At 42.0% G+C, this 18,872-nt stretch carries 20 protein-coding genes; 1 reads left to right on the top strand and 19 read right to left on the bottom strand.

Features of this window, described 5'->3' with window-relative positions; translation table 11 throughout:
- Nucleotides 1-468: 468 nt before the first annotated feature.
- The 5 genes from L4D74_RS00170 to L4D74_RS00150 all read right to left on the bottom strand — a co-directional run bounded on the left by L4D74_RS00170 (nt 469) and on the right by L4D74_RS00150 (nt 4,310).
- Nucleotides 469-1,080 carry a hypothetical protein gene (locus L4D74_RS00170; RefSeq protein WP_428750212.1) on the bottom strand — a complete coding sequence of 204 codons (612 nt, stop codon included), beginning with the start codon at nt 1,078-1,080 and terminating at the stop codon, nt 469-471.
- A 157-nt stretch (nt 1,081-1,237) separates the two neighbouring features.
- Complete coding sequence (locus L4D74_RS00165; protein WP_428750211.1) at nt 1,238-2,029, bottom strand: PhzF family phenazine biosynthesis protein; 792 nt, start codon at nt 2,027-2,029, stop codon at nt 1,238-1,240.
- Between the two features lie 148 nt (nt 2,030-2,177).
- Entirely contained in the window at nt 2,178-2,558 is a 381-nt protein-coding gene (locus tag L4D74_RS00160) for a hypothetical protein (protein ID WP_428750210.1), read from the bottom strand.
- A 140-nt stretch (nt 2,559-2,698) separates the two neighbouring features.
- Nucleotides 2,699-3,133, bottom strand: coding sequence for a GNAT family N-acetyltransferase (locus tag L4D74_RS00155; RefSeq protein WP_428750209.1), 435 nt, complete (start codon nt 3,131-3,133; stop codon nt 2,699-2,701).
- Nucleotides 3,134-3,275: 142 nt separating this feature from the next.
- Nucleotides 3,276-4,310 carry a hypothetical protein gene (locus L4D74_RS00150; protein WP_428750208.1) on the bottom strand — a complete coding sequence of 345 codons (1,035 nt, stop codon included), beginning with the start codon at nt 4,308-4,310 and terminating at the stop codon, nt 3,276-3,278.
- 324 nt (nt 4,311-4,634) lie between these two features.
- On the opposite strand from L4D74_RS00150, the gene L4D74_RS00145 reads away from it, so the two are divergent.
- Nucleotides 4,635-5,024 carry a hypothetical protein gene (locus L4D74_RS00145; protein ID WP_428750207.1) on the top strand — a complete coding sequence of 130 codons (390 nt, stop codon included), beginning with the start codon at nt 4,635-4,637 and terminating at the stop codon, nt 5,022-5,024.
- Nucleotides 5,025-5,043: 19 nt separating this feature from the next.
- On the opposite strand, the gene istB is transcribed toward L4D74_RS00145, so the two are convergent.
- The 14 genes from istB to asnB form a co-directional block, all read right to left on the bottom strand.
- Nucleotides 5,044-5,838, bottom strand: a complete 795-nt coding sequence (gene istB / locus L4D74_RS00140; protein WP_428750206.1) for an IS21-like element helper ATPase IstB — start codon at nt 5,836-5,838, stop codon at nt 5,044-5,046.
- Nucleotides 5,835-6,854: an IS21 family transposase gene (gene istA, locus L4D74_RS00135; protein ID WP_428750205.1), complete on the bottom strand. Its 1,020-nt coding sequence runs from the start codon at nt 6,852-6,854 to the stop codon at nt 5,835-5,837. Before istA ends, istB begins: the two co-directional genes overlap by 4 nt.
- Before the next feature lie 450 nt (nt 6,855-7,304).
- Nucleotides 7,305-7,628, bottom strand: coding sequence for a nucleotidyltransferase family protein (locus tag L4D74_RS00130; RefSeq protein WP_428750204.1), 324 nt, complete (start codon nt 7,626-7,628; stop codon nt 7,305-7,307).
- The gene (locus tag L4D74_RS00125; protein WP_428750203.1) at nt 7,618-8,028 is read right to left on the bottom strand and encodes an HI0074 family nucleotidyltransferase substrate-binding subunit; all 411 of its coding nucleotides are present in this window, start codon (nt 8,026-8,028) and stop codon (nt 7,618-7,620) included. The genes L4D74_RS00130 and L4D74_RS00125 overlap by 11 nt, the downstream gene beginning before the upstream one ends.
- A gap of 265 nt (nt 8,029-8,293) precedes the next feature.
- On the bottom strand, nt 8,294-10,255 hold the full coding sequence (locus tag L4D74_RS00120) for a polysaccharide biosynthesis protein (protein WP_428750202.1): 1,962 nt from the start codon (nt 10,253-10,255) through the stop codon (nt 8,294-8,296).
- A gap of 169 nt (nt 10,256-10,424) precedes the next feature.
- Complete coding sequence (locus L4D74_RS00115) at nt 10,425-11,600, bottom strand: DegT/DnrJ/EryC1/StrS family aminotransferase (protein WP_428750201.1); 1,176 nt, start codon at nt 11,598-11,600, stop codon at nt 10,425-10,427.
- Entirely contained in the window at nt 11,593-12,624 is a 1,032-nt protein-coding gene (locus tag L4D74_RS00110) for a 3-oxoacyl-ACP synthase III family protein (RefSeq protein ID WP_428750200.1), read from the bottom strand. The genes L4D74_RS00115 and L4D74_RS00110 overlap by 8 nt, the downstream gene beginning before the upstream one ends.
- Nucleotides 12,614-13,369: an SDR family NAD(P)-dependent oxidoreductase gene (locus L4D74_RS00105; RefSeq protein ID WP_428750199.1), complete on the bottom strand. Its 756-nt coding sequence runs from the start codon at nt 13,367-13,369 to the stop codon at nt 12,614-12,616. Before L4D74_RS00105 ends, L4D74_RS00110 begins: the two co-directional genes overlap by 11 nt.
- Nucleotides 13,362-14,375 carry a 3-oxoacyl-ACP synthase III family protein gene (locus tag L4D74_RS00100; protein WP_428750198.1) on the bottom strand — a complete coding sequence of 338 codons (1,014 nt, stop codon included), beginning with the start codon at nt 14,373-14,375 and terminating at the stop codon, nt 13,362-13,364. Before L4D74_RS00100 ends, L4D74_RS00105 begins: the two co-directional genes overlap by 8 nt.
- 16 nt (nt 14,376-14,391) lie before the next feature.
- Nucleotides 14,392-14,604, bottom strand: coding sequence for a phosphopantetheine-binding protein (locus L4D74_RS00095; protein WP_428750197.1), 213 nt, complete (start codon nt 14,602-14,604; stop codon nt 14,392-14,394).
- A gap of 16 nt (nt 14,605-14,620) precedes the next feature.
- Nucleotides 14,621-15,247, bottom strand: coding sequence for a NeuD/PglB/VioB family sugar acetyltransferase (locus tag L4D74_RS00090; RefSeq protein WP_428750196.1), 627 nt, complete (start codon nt 15,245-15,247; stop codon nt 14,621-14,623).
- The gene (locus tag L4D74_RS00085) at nt 15,240-15,836 is read right to left on the bottom strand and encodes a sugar transferase (protein ID WP_428750195.1); all 597 of its coding nucleotides are present in this window, start codon (nt 15,834-15,836) and stop codon (nt 15,240-15,242) included. Before L4D74_RS00085 ends, L4D74_RS00090 begins: the two co-directional genes overlap by 8 nt.
- The gene (locus tag L4D74_RS00080) at nt 15,820-16,944 is read right to left on the bottom strand and encodes a glycosyltransferase family 4 protein (RefSeq protein ID WP_428750194.1); all 1,125 of its coding nucleotides are present in this window, start codon (nt 16,942-16,944) and stop codon (nt 15,820-15,822) included. The genes L4D74_RS00085 and L4D74_RS00080 overlap by 17 nt, the downstream gene beginning before the upstream one ends.
- Nucleotides 16,944-18,872, bottom strand: coding sequence for an asparagine synthase (glutamine-hydrolyzing) (gene asnB / locus L4D74_RS00075; RefSeq protein WP_428750193.1), 1,929 nt, complete (start codon nt 18,870-18,872; stop codon nt 16,944-16,946). Before asnB ends, L4D74_RS00080 begins: the two co-directional genes overlap by 1 nt.

Genomic DNA, 18,872 nt, shown 5'->3' with positions numbered 1-18,872 from the left:
AACCGCCAAGCTTATGGCGTCCACTTGAGTAGTTTGTTAGTTGCCTACGCCCCTATTCTTTTATTTGCACCAAAGATGCTCATTGGTTGCTGTAAACCAAATTACTATCACCACGCCGTACTTGATAGCTGACAGAACTGACATCTTTCGATTAACGTGAGTTGGCGCGAAAAAGAAACCACCGAAGTCACTGAAAAACGGGTTAAGGAAGATGTTACTTTCGTTGCTCACGGACGGACACAAAAAGCAGTGCCGCGAAACCTCGATGGCTAAAGCGAATGACGCTTTCACGCTGCCACCGGAAAGAAAATTAAGCAGTGGGGCTTGTCGCTGAATAGCTAAAGGGACAATGATTTGACCACTAAATTTCTAAGTGCRACTAACGCCGCATTAAGGTGTGAGCGGCGCTTGGCTATACTTGAGCGAAGCGAAACTGCCAAGCGTTGCGAATCACTCTTAAATGCTTTGTTATACGCGTTCTAATTGGTACCCGTAAAAGACATTATCCGTTTCATATTCAACTAAATAACCAATCAGAGTATCAATTTCCTCTAACGAATCTCTTTCAGATTCCAAACGCTCTTCACGGGACAACTCACCTTGAGGTTGCCACTTGTAGTGAACAAAAGAGTTACGTGATTCGATGACTTTATTGAAGATTTTAAGCATTTCATTATCGAGAGGAGGCAAGTCCAACATTTTCAGAAACCAGCCTGTTTTCGCTCTCATATTTAGGCTTCGGATCATTTCTTTATAGTCAGAATTAGATAAACCTTTACGGTAACAAATTTGGTGATAAATACCATTAATCCAATGCTCCAACCACATAGCATAGAGAACTGTACTTAATTCATACTGTCCAGACTCAAAGTGATCTTTAGCCTGCTTAATCAAGTCAGGACGGTGATCTATAATAAATTCCCACTCTTCTTCACTGTCTGCTAACCTTTTCAAATGTTCCATACATTTAGCTTCAACTTCTTCTTCCGTTAACCCAGAAGTGTCAATCTCGCCTGATGCTAAAGCTGACTTCATCAATGAAACAATGATGCTTTTTTCTATTTCTTCGTGCTCATTCATTATCTATTTCCGTAAAAGCGTATAACGCCCGCTTAAGTCGTGAGTAACGCACTACCGAACTTAGATTGGGCACCGTAATCACATAACCCTAAATTAACACCAAAAGTGCCGAGCGTTACGAATCGACTTGAAGCGTTTGTTATAAATCAGGTTTCCACTAAACGTTAATTTTGCCTTTTAGATAAAGAACACCTTTGCCTGAAATAACAACAGTCTTGTCTGAAACGCAGCACTTCAGTACACCACTTCTTTTCGACGCTTGGTAAGCAACTAGATCGGCTTTATCCAATTTTTCAGCCCAATAAGGAGCCAAGCCAGAATGAATGGAACCTGTAACAGGGTCTTCATCTCCACCGTTTGCTGGCCAAAAATAACGAGATACGAAATCATATTTATCAGATTTAGCGGTTACCACTACATCTAACGGTGCAAGCTGTTTCAATCGTTCAGAGACATAAGTGATGTCCAAAACTTCTTGTTCACTCGCAAAGACAGCAAAGTAGGCTTGCCTGTTTTTAAGAACCTCTATCGGCTCATTAGATAGTCCATTCAGTAGTTGTATCGGGGTTGTACTAACAACCTCTGGCTTCTGGTTGGGAAATGTCATTTCAATTTCATTCTGTGCATTAAGAATAACATTTAAGTTTCCGACTTCTTTTGTTATGAACTCAATTTGGTGTTCAACACCAAACTCATTAAACAATACATGGGCAGATGCTAACGTCGCATGACCGCAGAAATCAATTTCAGTCAGCGGGGAAAACCAGCGAATCTCATACTGATTAGCACTGACATTTTTTATGTATGCTGTCTCTGATAAGTTGTTTTCAGCTGCTATATTTTGCATTAGCTCATCAGGAAGCCAATCCTCGATAGGAACCACTGCTGCTGAATTACCTTTAAACTGTTGATCTGTAAACGCATCAACTACGAAAATATCCATTTCCAACGTATGAACTCCATTTGCTTTATAACGCCTGCTTAAGTGGTGAGTAACGCACCACCAAACCTAAATTGACCACCCTAAACACATAAGCCGACAGTTACACCAAAATTGCCAAGCGTTACGAATCCACTTAAAGCACTTGTTATATTTTTCAGTGCGATATAGTACCTGAAAAGCGATCCTTACCTTTCCAGTACGAACATTGCGGACAATGTCCACCTTTGGGGTAATCGATACCTTCCTCGTGAGGGCAGCCAATAATATCCTCGACCATACTTACCGTTTGTGCGCCGTTGTCATCAATAAATATCAGTACTTCTTTTAAAATCAGCTCATCTTTACGAATATCTGTCGCCTTGAACCATTTTTTCATTGGCTCCGGCTCTGCACCGTCATAAGGAATAATTGCGCAGACAAGCTTTGTTGCCGTTTTATTGTCAGGACCATAGAAAGCAACGGTAGCTATGGGAAAACCTTTATTCCCTTTGCGTACTCTCTTACTGAGTGCTTTCTTATTATTTCCCTGAGCCATTATTCACCCGTACTTAAAGAAAAATATAACGCTAAGCTAAGTTGCAGCTAACACAATACTGTACTCAACCTAACCACCGTAATCACTAAACTTAACCAAACTAAAAATGCCAAACGTTAGCTGTCGACTTGAGCGCCTTGTTATGCCTCTTGGTCACGATAGACATTCGGTTGCCAGATTTGCATTAATATCTCTGGATTTTCTACCGGTCTAAACCCGAATTGAGCATAGAGTCCGTGAGCATCCCTAGTAGCTAAAACCATCCTGCGGAGTCCCTTTACATCAGAGTGCTCAACTATTGTTTGCACTAGCAACTTGCTCAGACCTTTGCCTCTATGACTATCTTCAATAAATACATCAGCAAGATAAGCGAATGTCGCTCTATCTGTTATGAGTCGAGCAAAGCCAACTTGATTGCCAGTGTCAGTAAAAAGGCCAAAACAAAAAGAGTTTGATATCGCTTTTTTCAAAGTTTCTCTTGGAATCTCAGAAGCCCAATAACTACTTGAAATGAATTTATAGATAAATTCAAAGTCGAGATCTTCATTGTTTGTGCCTACTTTATATCCTTGCATTGCTTCCCGCTCCTGAGGCATAACGCCAAATTAAGTAGTGAGTAACGCTACCACCCACCTAAACCATTGTGCCGTAAACACCGAAGCTGATTCAAAGCAAAAATGCCGAGCGTTACGAATCTACTTAAATTTATTGTTAGCTTTATGCTGCCCTTGAATCTAAGGTTGCTCTTACTATCTTCATATCCGTTTCAGCCCTATTTCGGTCACTAATCTGCCCATTGCTCTCCATAACTCTTATGAGGTGGCGAATCTGTTCGTCATTGAAAGTTGCAAGATTAGGATGTATTAGTTCACTAAAATAACTATCAGCCATGTTAAAGCTCCAGACTTTTGAAAATCCATCAATTGCAATATCGTTGCAAGCATATAACCAATCAGGTGAACTAGATATTTGTCTCATATTCTGCAGATATTTAGCTCGCTTAGATTCTGAAACGTTACCTTCTAGTACAAAAAGCTGAGGCAATTCATCGATAACTCGTTGATTGACGTACCAACCATTTGAGTTGATACGTTGAATAACGTTCCTTTTTGCCTGTCGAGACTTTGTGAACAACTTGCTTAATCTTTGATATTTAGACTTTAGTTGAGAAACTTCTCCCTCAGCTGTCGCTAATGCGACGGACAATTCCGATTTATCGCTTTCTAATTCAGTTTTCTCTTCAATTAGTTTCAAGTTGCTATCAGTAACTGAATTAAAAGAGTTATCTTTAGAGTCAAGTTGACGTTTATACTCGCTAATTTCCTCTTCTTTATTCTTCAGTACTTCTTGGTGGAATTGTTGAATTTTTTGTACTGATGCTCTCAATTCGTTACTTTGTTCTAAAGTTAACATCGTTTCACTTGAGTACTGATCTCGCTTTTTCAGTCCTTCGCTTCTATTCCATTCTGTGTAGATGAATATGAAACGCTGCAGCAAAGGTTGAATTGCAAGTAATGTTGCTGTAATCAATAAAGGCACTAAAACTGTATTGTACTCAAAACCTGTAGCGTCAGGAGATAGACCTATTTTGAAGTCAGCAAGCCTGTCATCAAAATTTTTGGTTCCAAAAATTAATGGCAGAACCAGCTCCCAGTTGTAGATAGCCCAGGAACAAATATAAGTACCATAAAGTGGGCTACTAACCCTCTGATATAATGCTGCTTTTATAGAGTTTGTTATTTCTTTAATCATTTTCACCTAACCAAGTTTAAAAATAAAGCTAACGCCTTGCTAAGTTGCAGCTAACGAACACCACCCCCAAGCAAAACCACCGTAATCACTAAACTCAACCAAACCAAAATCGCCGAGCGTTAGCTGTCTGCTTGAGCAATTTGTTAGCTGCACGCTTTACCATATATAGATAATTTAAGCACGAAGAGCACTATATGTTGATTTTTAGTTCACAAAATACAATGAAACAAAATGTAATACCCCAAAGTTCACATGGAGATATTGCATGTTTATTTATACAGGAATAGCATTGTACACGAATTAACCAAAGCTGGAGAAAAGCCTATGCCTCAACTCGGAGTTTCAGAGTTTTCAATGATCGTTGTAACGACAGGAAAGCCGAAGCTGACAAAAATTAAAAACATCGCTAAAAGAGCACCTTATGCCTTTTACAAAGACTACTACTTATCCCTACGAACAGCGATTAAAAGCTTGTTTACGCAAAAACGTCATATTTCATACCTATACGAGATTTGTCGAAAGCAAAAAGATTCCAGCAAGAAAATAAACTATGAGAAAGTTGCAAATAACTTCAAAGACTGGCAATCAGGAAAGAACATTCAAGCATTCCAACCACCCAAAGACCACTACAACTACTCACGTACGAGCATTACATGTAACCCTGTCAACGCCAGTTTAAAATTGACCCACTTATCGACGTTATCGCCGAAGTAAAACTGACCCACCCACGTAATTAACTTCTACTTTCAGATAGATTTTCTAGTACAGTTGGTATGGTTCCAGCCGCCTTTTTTCCTCGTAATCGATAGCTTTCTCCGCTGATTTGTACGATGTGTGAGTGATGAAGAAGCCTATCCAGTAATGCCGCCGTTAGTGTTGTATCGTCAGCGAACGCATTCGACCATTGAGAGAACGGCAAGTTACTGGTTACGATAATGCTGCCTTGCTCGTATCGTTTAGCGATGACGTTGAAGAACAGGTTCGCTTCTTCTCTGCCGAACGGTAGATACCCGATTTCATCAACGATAAGGAGCTTGGGCGCAAGCACGCTTCGTCTCAAGTAGCTTTCAAGTTTGCCCTGAGCTTTCGCCGTAGACAGTTGAAGCATTAAGTCTGCTGCTGTGATGAACCGTGTTTTTAAGCCTTTTTGTACTGCTATTTGACCAAGGCTAACCGCTAGATGACTCTTGCCGACGCCACTTGGACCAAGTAGTACTACGTTTTCTTTTCGCTCGATGAACGCCAACCCTGTTAGCTCCTTTAGCTGTTTCCTTGGGGCACCTGTTGCGAACTTGAAGTCATAATCATCGAACGTTTTTTCCATTGGGAAGCTGGCGAACTTAGTTAGTGTGGCTCTTGTGCGTTCCGCTCGTGTTTCCAACTCAGCGTTGAGAAGTGACTCTAAGTAATCAGCTAGACTCAGTTCGCGACGGTTGGCTGTTTCCGCCAGTGTCGGCCACTCCTGACCGATAGCTTGTAACTTCAGCGCTGCACAGGCCGCTTTAATACGATTCATTTGAAGGTTCATACTCGCACCTCCAACAACGCGTCATACATTGATAGCGGATGTTGGAAGCTCTCAACTGGCATGACATTATCACTCATTGTTAGTAGTGCCAGTGGGCGTGTCGGTGACGGGAGGGGCTGAAGTGTAAAGCGCTCTTTCTCTAGAAGAACTTGAGGCTTCGTGCCTGTCGTGCCGTGCATTCTCTGGTGAGCGACGGTTTCTAACCACGCGCCGATATGTCCATTAAGAACATCGACGGTGACTTTAAGTCCGTGTTGTTTGAGTGTCGCTGCAAGCGGGGTGACGAAGCTACTTTTCAAGTAAGAGTTAAATCGCTCCACTTTCCCTTTGGTCTTTGCGCGATAAGGGCGGCAAGCTCTTGGTTTGAAGTTGTATTTATTGGCGGAATTGAGCAGCATAGAGTTCCATCGGTGTTTGCCTTCCCCGTAAGCATCTCGTTCTATCATGATGGCTTTCGCATTATCGAAGAGAACTTCTTTGGGAACGCCACCGAAGTATTCAAACGCTTCTTCAAGACCGTCAACCCAGTCTTCTTGACGCTCTCGCTCACAAAAGCGAACGAAGGTCGCTCTGCTATAACCAAGCGTAGCAACGAAGGCTTTAACACGTACGCCGTAATGCGTGATGGTCGTGAAGTCGACTTGCATCTGCTCGCCAGGCTGTGTCTCGAATCGAACCACAGGGTCGACAGGCGTGCTGGGTTTGTATTGTTTGATGTGCTCCTTGAGCATCGTTATACCACCTTCGTAGCCGAGCAATCTGACTTCACGAAGTAAGACAGTTGCTGGTATCCAATAAGGTTTTGCGACTTCAATGCGGGTGCGCAAGTAGTCGTGGTAAGGCTGTAATTTGGTTGGTCGAGATTGCCGCTCGGGATACACAGACTCTTTACTTCTGTCTCGAAGATAAGTGCGAACGGTATTCCTTGAGATACCTAAATCTCTCGCGATGCGGCGGATGCTTTGCCCTTGCTGATGTAAAACGTGTATTTCCACTAGTTGCTCCTGATTGATCATAATCCGCCGCTTTGTCCATTTACGAACGGATAGTTTGCCTCAGGTGGGTCAATTTTAAATCGGCGTTAGTGGGTCATTTTTACATCGGCGCTGACACTCCCCTTCCCGCACCGCTCACAGAAATAAAGCCATTTAGAGATATCGGTATTTTGCGCATTAAACGAAATGGGGCGGTTCTTTCTAGAACGCGCAGATTGGATGGGAATTCGGTTGGTTATGAATAGCATGCCGCTTCCTATTGCTCTATATATCTGCTCTAAACATCTAGAAAGCATAGGAAAAAACCGGGTATTAGCGCGAAGCTAGTCAATGTTTGCGAGTGAAAGAGCACTCAAGAAGATGGAGTTACAATGACTCACATAAAGAGTGAGCGGACAACGGCGTACGCACCGTGAAATACCGTGGCAGTGCGCCATGTCTTGAAGGGAGGCCCACAACCGACCAAAAGCGTTACTTTAGTTTAAGCCCATGCGTTTCAATATGGGTGAGTAAGGCTTTAGAACTAATCTTGTGTTTCACTAATAAATCCACTTTAAATGGCAATGATGACTGCTCTAAACGATCTTGCAATGTCGCAATGACACTCAAAGAGATAGCCTCCCCCTCAAGCGCAATATCGATATCGGAACTGTCTTTGTAATTACCCATCGCCCTAGAGCCAAACACCCACGCATGAACGACTAACGCATTGTCCAAAATGACATCACTTATTAACTGATACTGGTGTGGTTTAAGACCAATAGAAGAGGGATTAAACGAATGGTTACTGTCCACTTTTCGCCTCGAGATAGTGAGTAACCTGCGCAATCACCGGAGAATAAGCGTCCAAAATGAGCTTTTGAGCTTCCAATACGTTCTCTTCATCATAAGTATGTGACAACAGATTACGTTTTATTAGCGCCTCTAATAGTGTTTCACATTGTACAGAAGATAGGTGCTTAGCCTCAAGCGCCGTGCGGATAACGCTGCGCGGAGAAGCGACATCAAACCCTTCAAACTCAAGCAAATCTTTTAGTGTTTTCCAGGTTAACTCAAACGAAAATTCAAACGTTTGCACAAGCCCTGCCAACTCGAGTTCATTGTAATGCTCTTGTGCACATGCTCTATTAAGCCTGTGTTGTGCTTTTATCAAATTCTGTAATCGTTGCTTCCAACGTTCTGGATTTGAGGTCATCGTCACCACCTAATCAAATAATCACATGTCATTCCACATCGAGCCTTAAATTACCTAATCGTGACTAAAATGTCATGATCTCTTTCAGCACTACCCAATTTTATAAGGGGGTAATTCACGGTGTCAGAGTCGATTGACTCTGACACCGTGAATTTAGTTACGAGAATTCAAATAAAAAAGGCAGCCCGATTAAAGGCTGCCTTTGGATGTATTGAATTGTTTTGGTTAGAAATAGAAAAACCGACTTCAAGGCTTACTCGTGATATTACGCTTTTTGCGCCTGTACACTTTCATCAAAGTTGATCACGTTATCTTGTGGCGTACTTTGTTTAGATACCCAAACCTTGTCGCTAATGCCGTCTGACGGGGCGAAACCAGTGGGGGCTTCCAGTAGCAATTGACGGATCTGTTCATGATCCATGTCATGACAGGCGCTGTCTAAGCGCTCTAACAGCGCATCATAAGCTTTAAGTGGTAAATGCACTTCTTTGGCGGTCATAATGCGCGTGTGCGCGGTGTGGCTAACGTTGTCGCCTATAAGTAGCTCTTCATAGAGTTTTTCACCCGGCCTTAAGCCTGTGTACTGAATTTCTATGTCACCGTTCGGGTTTGCTGCATCTTTCACTTCCATACCTGACAAGCTGATCAGGTTTTTTGCTAAATCGGTGATTTTGACCGACTCGCCCATGTCTAACACAAACACATCGCCGCCCTTGCCCATGGCTCCGGCCTGAATCACCAACTGCGCGGCTTCTGGGATGGTCATAAAGAAACGGGTGATGTCGGCATGAGTGACTGTGAGCGGCCCGCCATTGGCGATTTGCTTTTTAAACAGTGGAATCACCGAGCCAGAGGACCCCAGAACATTACCAAAGCGCACCATGCAGAACCGCGTGCCATTTTCTTTCTTCGCTTCTTCTTCTGCCAAGGCCTGTAGACCCAGCTCGGCCATGCGTTTGGTGGTACCCATGACATTAGTTGGACGCACCGCTTTATCGGTAGAAATGAGCACAAAGGATTTTACGTTAGCAGCAATCGCGGCTTTGGCGGTGTAGTAGGTACCATAAATATTGTTTCGCACGCCTTCTATGACGTTGTACTCTACCAAAGGCACGTGTTTATAGGCTGCGGCGTGATACACGGTATCCACTTTAAACGCTTCTAATGACGTTTGCAGGCGATGATAGCGTTGAACCGAGCCTAACAATGGAATGATTGCCACACCTAAGCCTTCGCTGTCATTAACCTCGGTTAACTCGCGATCAATTTGATACAAGCCAAATTCAGACAGCTCAAATAAAATCAGTGACTTCGGCTTTTGTAGTAAAATTTGACGACACAGCTCAGAGCCAATAGAACCGCCGGCCCCCGTGACCATCACAACCTGATCACGAATGTTTTGCTCCATTAATACCGATTGTGGCGCCACGGCGTCTCGCCCTAGTAAGTCTTCAATCGGCACGTCTTTTAGCTCATCAATGGTGGCTTTGCCTGACACAATATCTAGCATATCTGGCACGGTGAGGACTTCTGCTGGCAGTGGCGCGAGCTTTTCAATGATCACCTTACGACGCGCCCTAGACGCACTTGGTACCGCTAACAGTATCTGTTGTACTTCGTGTTTTAAGATTAAGCTGTGTGCTTCATCCATAGGGATAACGGGCAAGCCCAGTATGACGGTATTGGTGAGGGTTCTGTCGTCATCAATAAAGGCGCGAACTCGGTATTGCTCGGAGCTTCTTAGTGCCAGCGCTAACTGCCTACCGCCCGAGCCTGCACCGTAAATCACCACTTCTTTGCTGCTGCGGGTATTTCTGGTAGCAAACAGTGAACGCACCATTAGGCGTGGCGCGCCGCAGAAGAGCGCCAAAAATGCGCCGTAGATGATAGGGACGGTTCTTGGGACTTGTTCTTGGAAGTAAAAGGCGAGCACCGCAAGCACAATCGCAGATAGGGTTGCCCCTAAGGTCACGACAAAGAGTGCATGAAAGGTGAGATAACGCAGCACCGCTCGGTACAAACCAAGCTTTGTGAAAATAATAGCGGTGGTGACAATGAGCAAAACAGAAAGAATGTCGTAGTCGGTATTGTTGAGATAACTCAAATCACCTAGCCGGCTCCACATTGCCAAATGCAACGATATAAAAATCAATACAGCGTCAATGAAAACGCTGATCAATCGCTTCTTGGCACGCGATAGTTGCCATACGAGATGGAGGTGCTGCATAGTATTTTCTCTTCGCCAACGAATTTGATTATTTTATTTTTAAAACCATCAACAATACTTTTTATAGTGATAATAGCTTGTGAGGTTAAGAGTGTAACGGTTGAAAATAAGACGACTCTGGAATTAAGCCAAAACCAGAGCCGATTTTAAGGAGAGCTTACTGTTATTATTAACGCTGAGCTTGTTGCAACACGTTAGTGATTACGTCGCACGTTTTTTCTATTTCTTGCGCTGTTAATGTAGGGTGAACCAAAAACATTAAGCTGGTTTCGCCTAGTGCTACTGCATTGACCAAACGCTGCTTTGGACGCCATGGTGTACCATCAAACGCTTTTTCTAAATACACTTCAGAGCAGCTACCTTGGAAAGCAGGAACGCCTAATTCTACAATGGCATCCACTATTTTATCTCGTGTCCAGCCCTGTGCTAAGTGCTCGGACTCAACAAACAAGTAATGTTTGTATTGGGCATGCTCGCTGTATTCTGGCACTTGAACACGGCGCACCACTTTTAGCCCTGCCACTGCGTCATCGATTGCTTTACCGTAAGCTTGGCGCGTTGCTGTCCAGTCTGCCATACGTGTAAGCTGTATACGACCTATCACAGCTTGCATTTCTGTCATACGCCAGTTGGTGCCAAAGCTCTCATGTAGCCAACGAAAACCCGGCTCGTGTTCACGGTTGTAAATCGCGTCATAGCTTTTGCCGTGATCTTTGTAAGACCACATAAACGACCATAAGTCTTTGTCATTCGTCGTTACCATGCCACCTTCACCACCTGTGGTCATGATCTTATCTTGGCAGAAAGACCACGCACCAATATGACCAATTGTACCGACACTGCGACCTTTGTATTTAGCGCCGTGTGCTTGAGCACAATCTTCAATCACTTTAAAACCGTGCTTTTCAGATAGCTCCATAATGGCATCCATTTCTGCGGGCATTCCTGCCAAATGAACCACAATTACCGCTTTGGTTTTTGGCGTTAACACCGCTTCAATGGTTTCTGCGGTAATAGCTTGGCTATTTAAATCCACATCAGCAAATACTGGGCTTGCACCCGAGGTAACGATGGATGACGCAGACGCTAAGAAAGTGCGCGATGTGGTGATCACTTCATCACCCACACCGACACTTAACGCTTTAAGTGCGACATCTAACGCGAGGGTGCCGTTACCTAATGCAATGGCGTACTCGCAGCCTGCCCAAGCCGCGAATTCTTTTTCAAATTCACGACCTTCTTGGCCTGTCCAGTAGTTTACTTTATTTGAAAGTACAACCTTACTTACGACATCCGCTTCTTCTTTAGTGAAACTAGGCCATGGAGAAAATTTTGTATTAAGCATAGCTTGACCACTTAATAATTGAACCAGCCCAAGAATACCCCACCCCAAATCCGCAAACTAACACATTATCACCACTACTTAATTTACCTTCATTCTGAGCAAGTTCTAAACCTAGCGGTATGGTTGAAGATACCGTATTGCCATAGTTCTCATAAGATACAAGAAACTGCTCTTCAGTAAATTTTGTTTTCTTTCTAAGCTTTTCCAACATAAACTTATTTGCTTGATGGAAAACCACTTTATCAACATCATCAATTTCTAAATTAGCTTTTTTCAAAACACTGTTCACTAATTTTGGAACCGACCTTAATGTAAAGGTGAGTATTTCCGCACCATTCATATATAAGTCTGCTGGAGCTCGTAAATTACCGCTAGAATCTGTTCTCTCTTGATACGAATCCGACTGTATCGGTGTCGCACTACCACCGTGCGGTACAATCAAATTTTTATCACCCGAACCATCACTTCCGAATACAAACCCAGAAAGCAGCTCTTCTTCAGATTCAACTCCTTCGATTAAAGTTGCTGTTGCAGCATCTCCAAATAATGTTCGAACGCTTTTATCTTGCTTATTAATATAACGAGAATATAACTCAGAAGTAATAAGAAGTACTCTAGCGCACTGCCCTGATTCGATTAAGCCTTTAGCAAGGCTTAAACCGTAAACATAACCTGAGCAACCCAAATTAAAATCCAATGCTCCAGCATGAGTTGGTACCCCCAACTTACTCTGAACAATACATGCGGTTGTAGGTAGTTTATAATCAGGGCTTTGCGTACAAAGTAAGACATAATCGATGCTGGCAGATTCAATATTAAGCTTATCAAATAGCTTTCTAGAAGCACTTACTGCCATTGATGAACACGTATCAGTTTCACTTGCAATCGGGCGAGATTTAATACCTGTTTTTTTGAATATTTTATCAATGCTCCATTCTGGGTATTCGCATGCTAACTGCTCATTTGTTAAGCTAACTTCTGGGATATATGAAGCAATTCCTTTAATAGTGGCTTTATTGGGCACTATAACCTCCATCTACATATAAAGTAGTTCCAGTGACCCACTTAGATAAGTCGCTAGCAAGGTACAGCGCAGCATTTGCTACATCTTCTGGAGTGCCTAAGCCAATCATGTGTTTATTTTTTATTACTTCATATTGCTCCATTGTCAATTGTGAAAAAAGTTGTTCTGCCATTTCCGTTTTCACAACCCCTGGAGCTATACAATTCACACGAATCTTATTTCTTGCTAGTTCTGACGCTATAGATTTACTTAAACCTTGTAGTGCTGCTTTTGAGGCTGAGTAAGTAGAAATAGCCGGTTCTCCGCATACAGCAGCAACAGAACTTAGATAAATGAGAGAGCTACCTTGGTTATTGTGCCTATTTCTCTTTCTATAAGATTTTGCTATAAATTGAGCTGACTTAACATTTGTATCAAATACTTGGTCGAAATCAATTTCTTTGAGAGCCTGCAAAGGTAATGTTTTCTGAATACCAGCACAATGCACAACGGCATCTAACTCCCCAACAACAGCACATACCTCTTTAAACATACTCTCTACTGAATTAGGCTCAGACAACTCACATTCAAAAGAAATGTGGCTATCACCATAAAGAGATTCGACAGTTTGTGCTAGACGTATCTTGCTTCTGCCAACTGCGATTACACGAGCACCTTGTTCGCTAAAGATTTGCGCCGTCGCTCTACCTATACCAGAAGAAGCACCTGTAATCATCACCGTTTTGTTTTTTAGAATGCTATTCATTTTTTGATAACTCTTTGATTGGCAATATCTTTGTGTGTGATAAGTCACAGAAAGCAGCACCCCATGATAGCCCAACACCAAAGCCTACCAGAAGAGTACTTTCATACGCGCTACAGGGAACTGCACACAATGTCACTGGAATCGATGCTCCACTGGTATTACCATATTTATCAATAGAAATGGGAACTTGACTAGGGTTAAACTTCGACTTCTTCAATAAATGCTTTAACATAAAGTGATTTGCTTGATGGTAAAAACAATTATCAACTTGATCGGGCGTTAACTCTAGTTCAGCCAAAAAACCGTTGACCAACCTCGGAACGGTTTTAAGTGTAAAAGAAAACACCTCTCCACCATCCATTTCTAAAAACGAATAATGATCAGCTCTTCCTTTTAATGGATTAGATAGGATAGGTTGTTTAGCAATAATATGATTAAAGCCCGCGCCATCGGTACCAAGTTTGAAAGCCAATTCTGAATCTGGATCAAACGAAACTAATGTTGCTGTACCCGCATCACCAAAAAGAAGCTCTGTACTCCTATCGCCAGGCTTGACTATCTTGCTAATTGTATCGCCTACTAATAACAAAACATGTTTAAGGCCAGTACTTACGAGGCTCGATGCTACTTGCAACCCATATACATAACCAGAACATCCCATATTAATATCGAAAGCGAGAGCAGATGTCGGAATCTTTAGCTTATCTTGTAAAATACAAGCTGTAGCAGGAAGTTGATATTCAGATGTCTGTGATACAAAGATAACAGCCTGAATATCCTCGGCTGCTATCAATGTAACATCAAAGAGATTCCTAGCTGCATCTAAACATAGATCTGCGCTGGTGATCGTCTTGTTCGAAATACGTCTTTCCTCAACTCCAATACTTGAAATGAGTTTTTTAATCTCCGACTCACCATACCTTTCAGATAAATCGTAATTATTGACACACTCTCTAGGCACTGAAGTAGCCACCGCCGAAATACCTACGTTCTTGATAGTTAGCATCTAGGTGCCTCTTTGTTTATTTGATAAGTTCTAGGAGATCAGCAACTTTTGTTACCTTATTAACTTCAGAAGGAGATACCACTTTATCAAATTCATTGTCAGCTTCTGAAATAAACGTAACAACAGCCAGTGAATCCCAATTGTCCTCATTCAACTCTGTATCTAACGTAACGTCATCGATTTCTATAATTTCTGCAACAATTTCAATAAGTTGCTGTGTATTGCTCATATCTTTTACTCCGTTTCTATTTGATTTTTTTTGCTGGGTTACCAAACATTGTGGACCCTGCTTTCACTTTGGAAATTACCACAGCACCAGCACCAATAATGGCACCGGCACCAATTTTTACACTCGGTATGGCTAAAGCGTGTGAGCCAAAATATACTTCATCAGCTAAATTCACGTGACCAGTTACATCGCAGTGCCCACTCAAAGTACAATAATCACCAAGTTTTGCATCGTGCCCTATTGATGAATGGGCATTGATTGTAGCAAGCACACCTATGCTTACATCAGTTGTGATGGTAACTTGGGGGCAAATAATACTGCCCTCACCAATACTCACGTTACTCCCTACTACAGCAGTAGGGTGCACAAACGTCTTGAACTTGTACCCCTTCGAAGAATAAAAAGAATAAAGCTGTTTTTTTAAGCTTGGCTTCGCAATAGCCATTACAAGTACTGCATTTTTAGGTAAGTCGTCAGAAAACAACCTGTCGACAACTTGATGTTTGTAATCATAATTAACTAATGCTTCAACGTTATCATCGAGAAACCCGCTCACCTCAGAAGTAGAATGACTCAAGTACTCATACACTTCACGAGCAAAACCGCCTGCTCCTATTATATAAAGTGGGTTTCTGTTAGTCATTAGTGCTACCTTTAAACTCTGACATTGTAGCTTCTCCGTCCGCAGAGATATCTTCTTTAATAAAAACTTTTTTTACGGTTAAGAGCAATATTTTGATGTCTAACCATAAGGATTGGTTTTCTACATACCAAACATCATACTCAAATTTTTGTTCCCAACTAATAGCATTACGACCATTAATTTGAGCCCACCCCGTAATTCCAGGGCGAACATTATGGCGGCGGGCTTGCTCTTTGTTGTAAAGAGGAAGATATTGCACCAATAAAGGACGAGGGCCGACTAAACTCATGTCCCCTTTCAAAACGTTCCAAAGGCCTGGTAACTCATCTAGGCTACTTGAACGTAACTTGTCACCAAATGGTGTCATACGTTCGCCGTCCGGTAGCGGATTGCCATTAGCATCAACCGCATCTTTCATACTGCGAAACTTCACCATTTCAAATGGCTTTCCATTCAATCCAGGGCGAGTTTGACGAAATAAAACGGGAGAGCCAAGGTTTTTACGAATTTTCCAAGCGACGAAAGCAATAACAGGAACTAACAAGATAAGTGCGATAAGAGACGCAAGAAAATCAAACAGTCTTTTCATCAGCAAGCCCCATAATTTTTAGGATTTCGGCATTCACTTTATGAACATCGAACTTCTCGTTTGCCATAGTGTGACTTTTCTCGCCCATCACTGACCATTGCTCTTGGTTTTCTATAAACCAAGTCATACGTTCTGCGAGTTGCTCGACATTCGCCTTCTCGACTAACCAACCATTATCTCCATTAACAACGGTTTCACGACAACCAGGAACATCCGTGGTTAGAATCGGGCGGCCCATGGCCATTGCTTCTAATACAGTACGTGGCATTCCTTCATGGTAAGAAGGCAATACGTAGATCGAACAGTTTTCAATAAAAGGGCGAACATCTTTTGTTGCACCGCTATATTCAATAACACCAGAAGAAACCCATTTTTTGACCTCATCAAACTTAATACCATCAGGAGAAGGGTCTTCCGGTCCCACAAGCTCAAAGACGGCTTCAGGGTACTTTTGTTTAACTATCTCTGCTGCTTTTACATATTCACGAATACCTTTGTCGCCAAGTAAACGAGCAATAAGTAAAAAGTGGGGTTTTAGAGATAAAGGGGACACTTTGTAATGGCTGAGGTCAACACCAGAACCATTAACAAGGAAACATTTATCCTGGGAAACAATTCCCTCATCTACAAAAACTTGAAGATTATCTCGATTTTGGAATATGACGCATGTAGAGTTTTTCAAAGCAAATCTGTAAAGAAACCTAATTATTATGTTTAGTAAACGTCTATATACTGATCCTTTCTGGAAAGCAAAGCCTAGGCCGGTTACCAGTGCATAAAAAGAATTGACCTTAGTGAGCCGTGATGCAATCCCCCCCCAAATAATCGGTTTAATTGTATAAGCCATTAGTATATCTGGTTTACTTTTTCTAAACAGCATAAAAAGGGAAAGAAGAGTAAAAACATCTTCTATGGGGTTTAAGCCGTTACGCTTTACAGGGTAATCAATATACAAATTAGCATAATTCGCTATTATCTCCTTTTCGTATTGAGTTGCACCTGTTGCCATTGCAGTTACTTGATGCATTTTATCAGAGAGTAATTTTAGCAATTCGCCTCTAAAGTTATATAATGATTGTGGGGACGCTCCCAGAAGCGTTATTTTCATCACAGCCTTCCTTTACGATTAGGACAAGCATCTAGCCATGACTGTAACATAAGTACATCCCACAATACCGCAGCATTGTTCTCTTCCATTGATATATGCTTATTTAGAGCGGCCTGTACAGGAACTACATTCACAAGACCTTGAGAGATCAATCGATCGGAAGAGAGTAAATCAAGAGCCCACTCTTTCAAATCCCCCCTTAACCAATCATGTATTGGAACACCAAACCCCATTTTAGGCCTGTCCATCATATCCTCTGGAAGGTAGCGATACAGTACCTGCTTCAAGGCCCACTTACCGCAGTTGCCTCGCTGCTTCATACTCATTGGTAGACGCCATGCAACTTCGGCAACATTAGGGTCAAGTAATGGAATTCTCCCCTCTAAACTGACGGACATGGCTGTTCTATCAACTTTCGTCAATATATCTCCAGGTAAATAGCTGATCGAATCCTGGTACATCATGCTTTCAATAACACTATCAAGTGTAGGTGCTTCGGGTTCCCAAATTTTGGTGCTCTTAGAACCTATAACGATATTATTTACATCTTTCCAATGTTTCATACTCAAGCCATATAGTTCATCAACACTATCTGCTTGCATCCATCCCGAGAGTGTTTTAAGTTTTGCTCCCATAGCGCCCTTCCTGCCATAATTCGCAGCTAAAGGTGAAAGAAACGAAAAAACAATATCCAAAATTCTTGTTGGTGTGTTTTTTATTAACTTTGCAAAAGTATTCCTACAGGGGAATTTACTAATTCTTCTCCAAATATCTGGTGTGGATTGGTAACGCTTATAACCAGAAAAAAGTTCATCTCCACCATCACCACTCAAGCATACTGTTACTTTTTCTTTGGCCATTGCACTAACCAAATAAGTCGGCAACTGAGAAGCATCAGAGAACGGTTCATCAAACATATGCCCAATTTGGGGAACTATGTTAAGTGCATCACCCGGTTCAAAATAACGTTCTGTATGATTGGTTCCTAAATATTCGGCTACCTCTTTCGCATAAACAGCTTCATTATAGCCTTCGACATTAAAACCAATTGAGAATGTATTAACAGGTAAACTAGATTGCGACTGCATTACGCTGACAATTAAACTAGAATCAACTCCACCCGATAGAAAAGCACCTAAAGGAACATCAGAGGCCATTCGAAGTTTAACAGCATCTCTAATAACAGACTCCAAATGATCTATGGCATCATTCTCATTTGTGAATTGGTTGTTTTTTGCTCCAACTATCGTATCAGACAAAGACCAATATGACTTAATTTCTGACAGTTTTTTATCCTTGAAAGATATCAAAGACCCAGGTGGCAGTTTCTTGACTTCTTGATATATAGTTAAAGGGGCTGGGATATAAGAGGTTTCCAACTGTCTAGCAACTGCGTCTCTATCAATATTTAAAGATATACCATCCAGAGACTCTATAGAACTAAGTTCCGAAGAAAACCCAAAGTATCCGCTATTAATAAAGTAGTATAGTGGTTTTTCACCGAACCTATCTCTAGCTAAAGTTAGCTCTTGCTCCTTCTCATCCCAAACAGCAAAAGCAAACATACCATTGAATTTCTTGAGTGAATTTACAATCCCCCACTCATCGAAAGCTGCAAGCATAACTTCGGTATCAGATGAGCCACCCCACCCCTGAGGAGGCAATTGATCTCTCAAGTCTTCAAAGTTATAGATCTCTCCATTAAAAACAATGTGATAACGTCCCGATGAACTAGTCATTGGTTGATGGCCAGCCTGGCTTAGGTCATGTATCGCAAGTCGACGATGACCTAAATGTAAACCATCTTTGTACCATGTACCAAAACTATCTGGCCCCCTATGAATTATAGCATCAAGCATTGATCGTAATTGTTTCTTAGATGTTTCTATGTTCAGGTGATGGTTATAAAACCCTGCAATTCCGCACAT

It is taken from the genome of Vibrio cionasavignyae (genome assembly GCF_050337155.1).
Taxonomy (GTDB): domain Bacteria; phylum Pseudomonadota; class Gammaproteobacteria; order Enterobacterales; family Vibrionaceae; genus Vibrio; species Vibrio nomapromontoriensis.
Note: the sequence above shows the minus strand (reverse complement) of the source record. Positions and strands in the feature narration are given on the sequence as shown.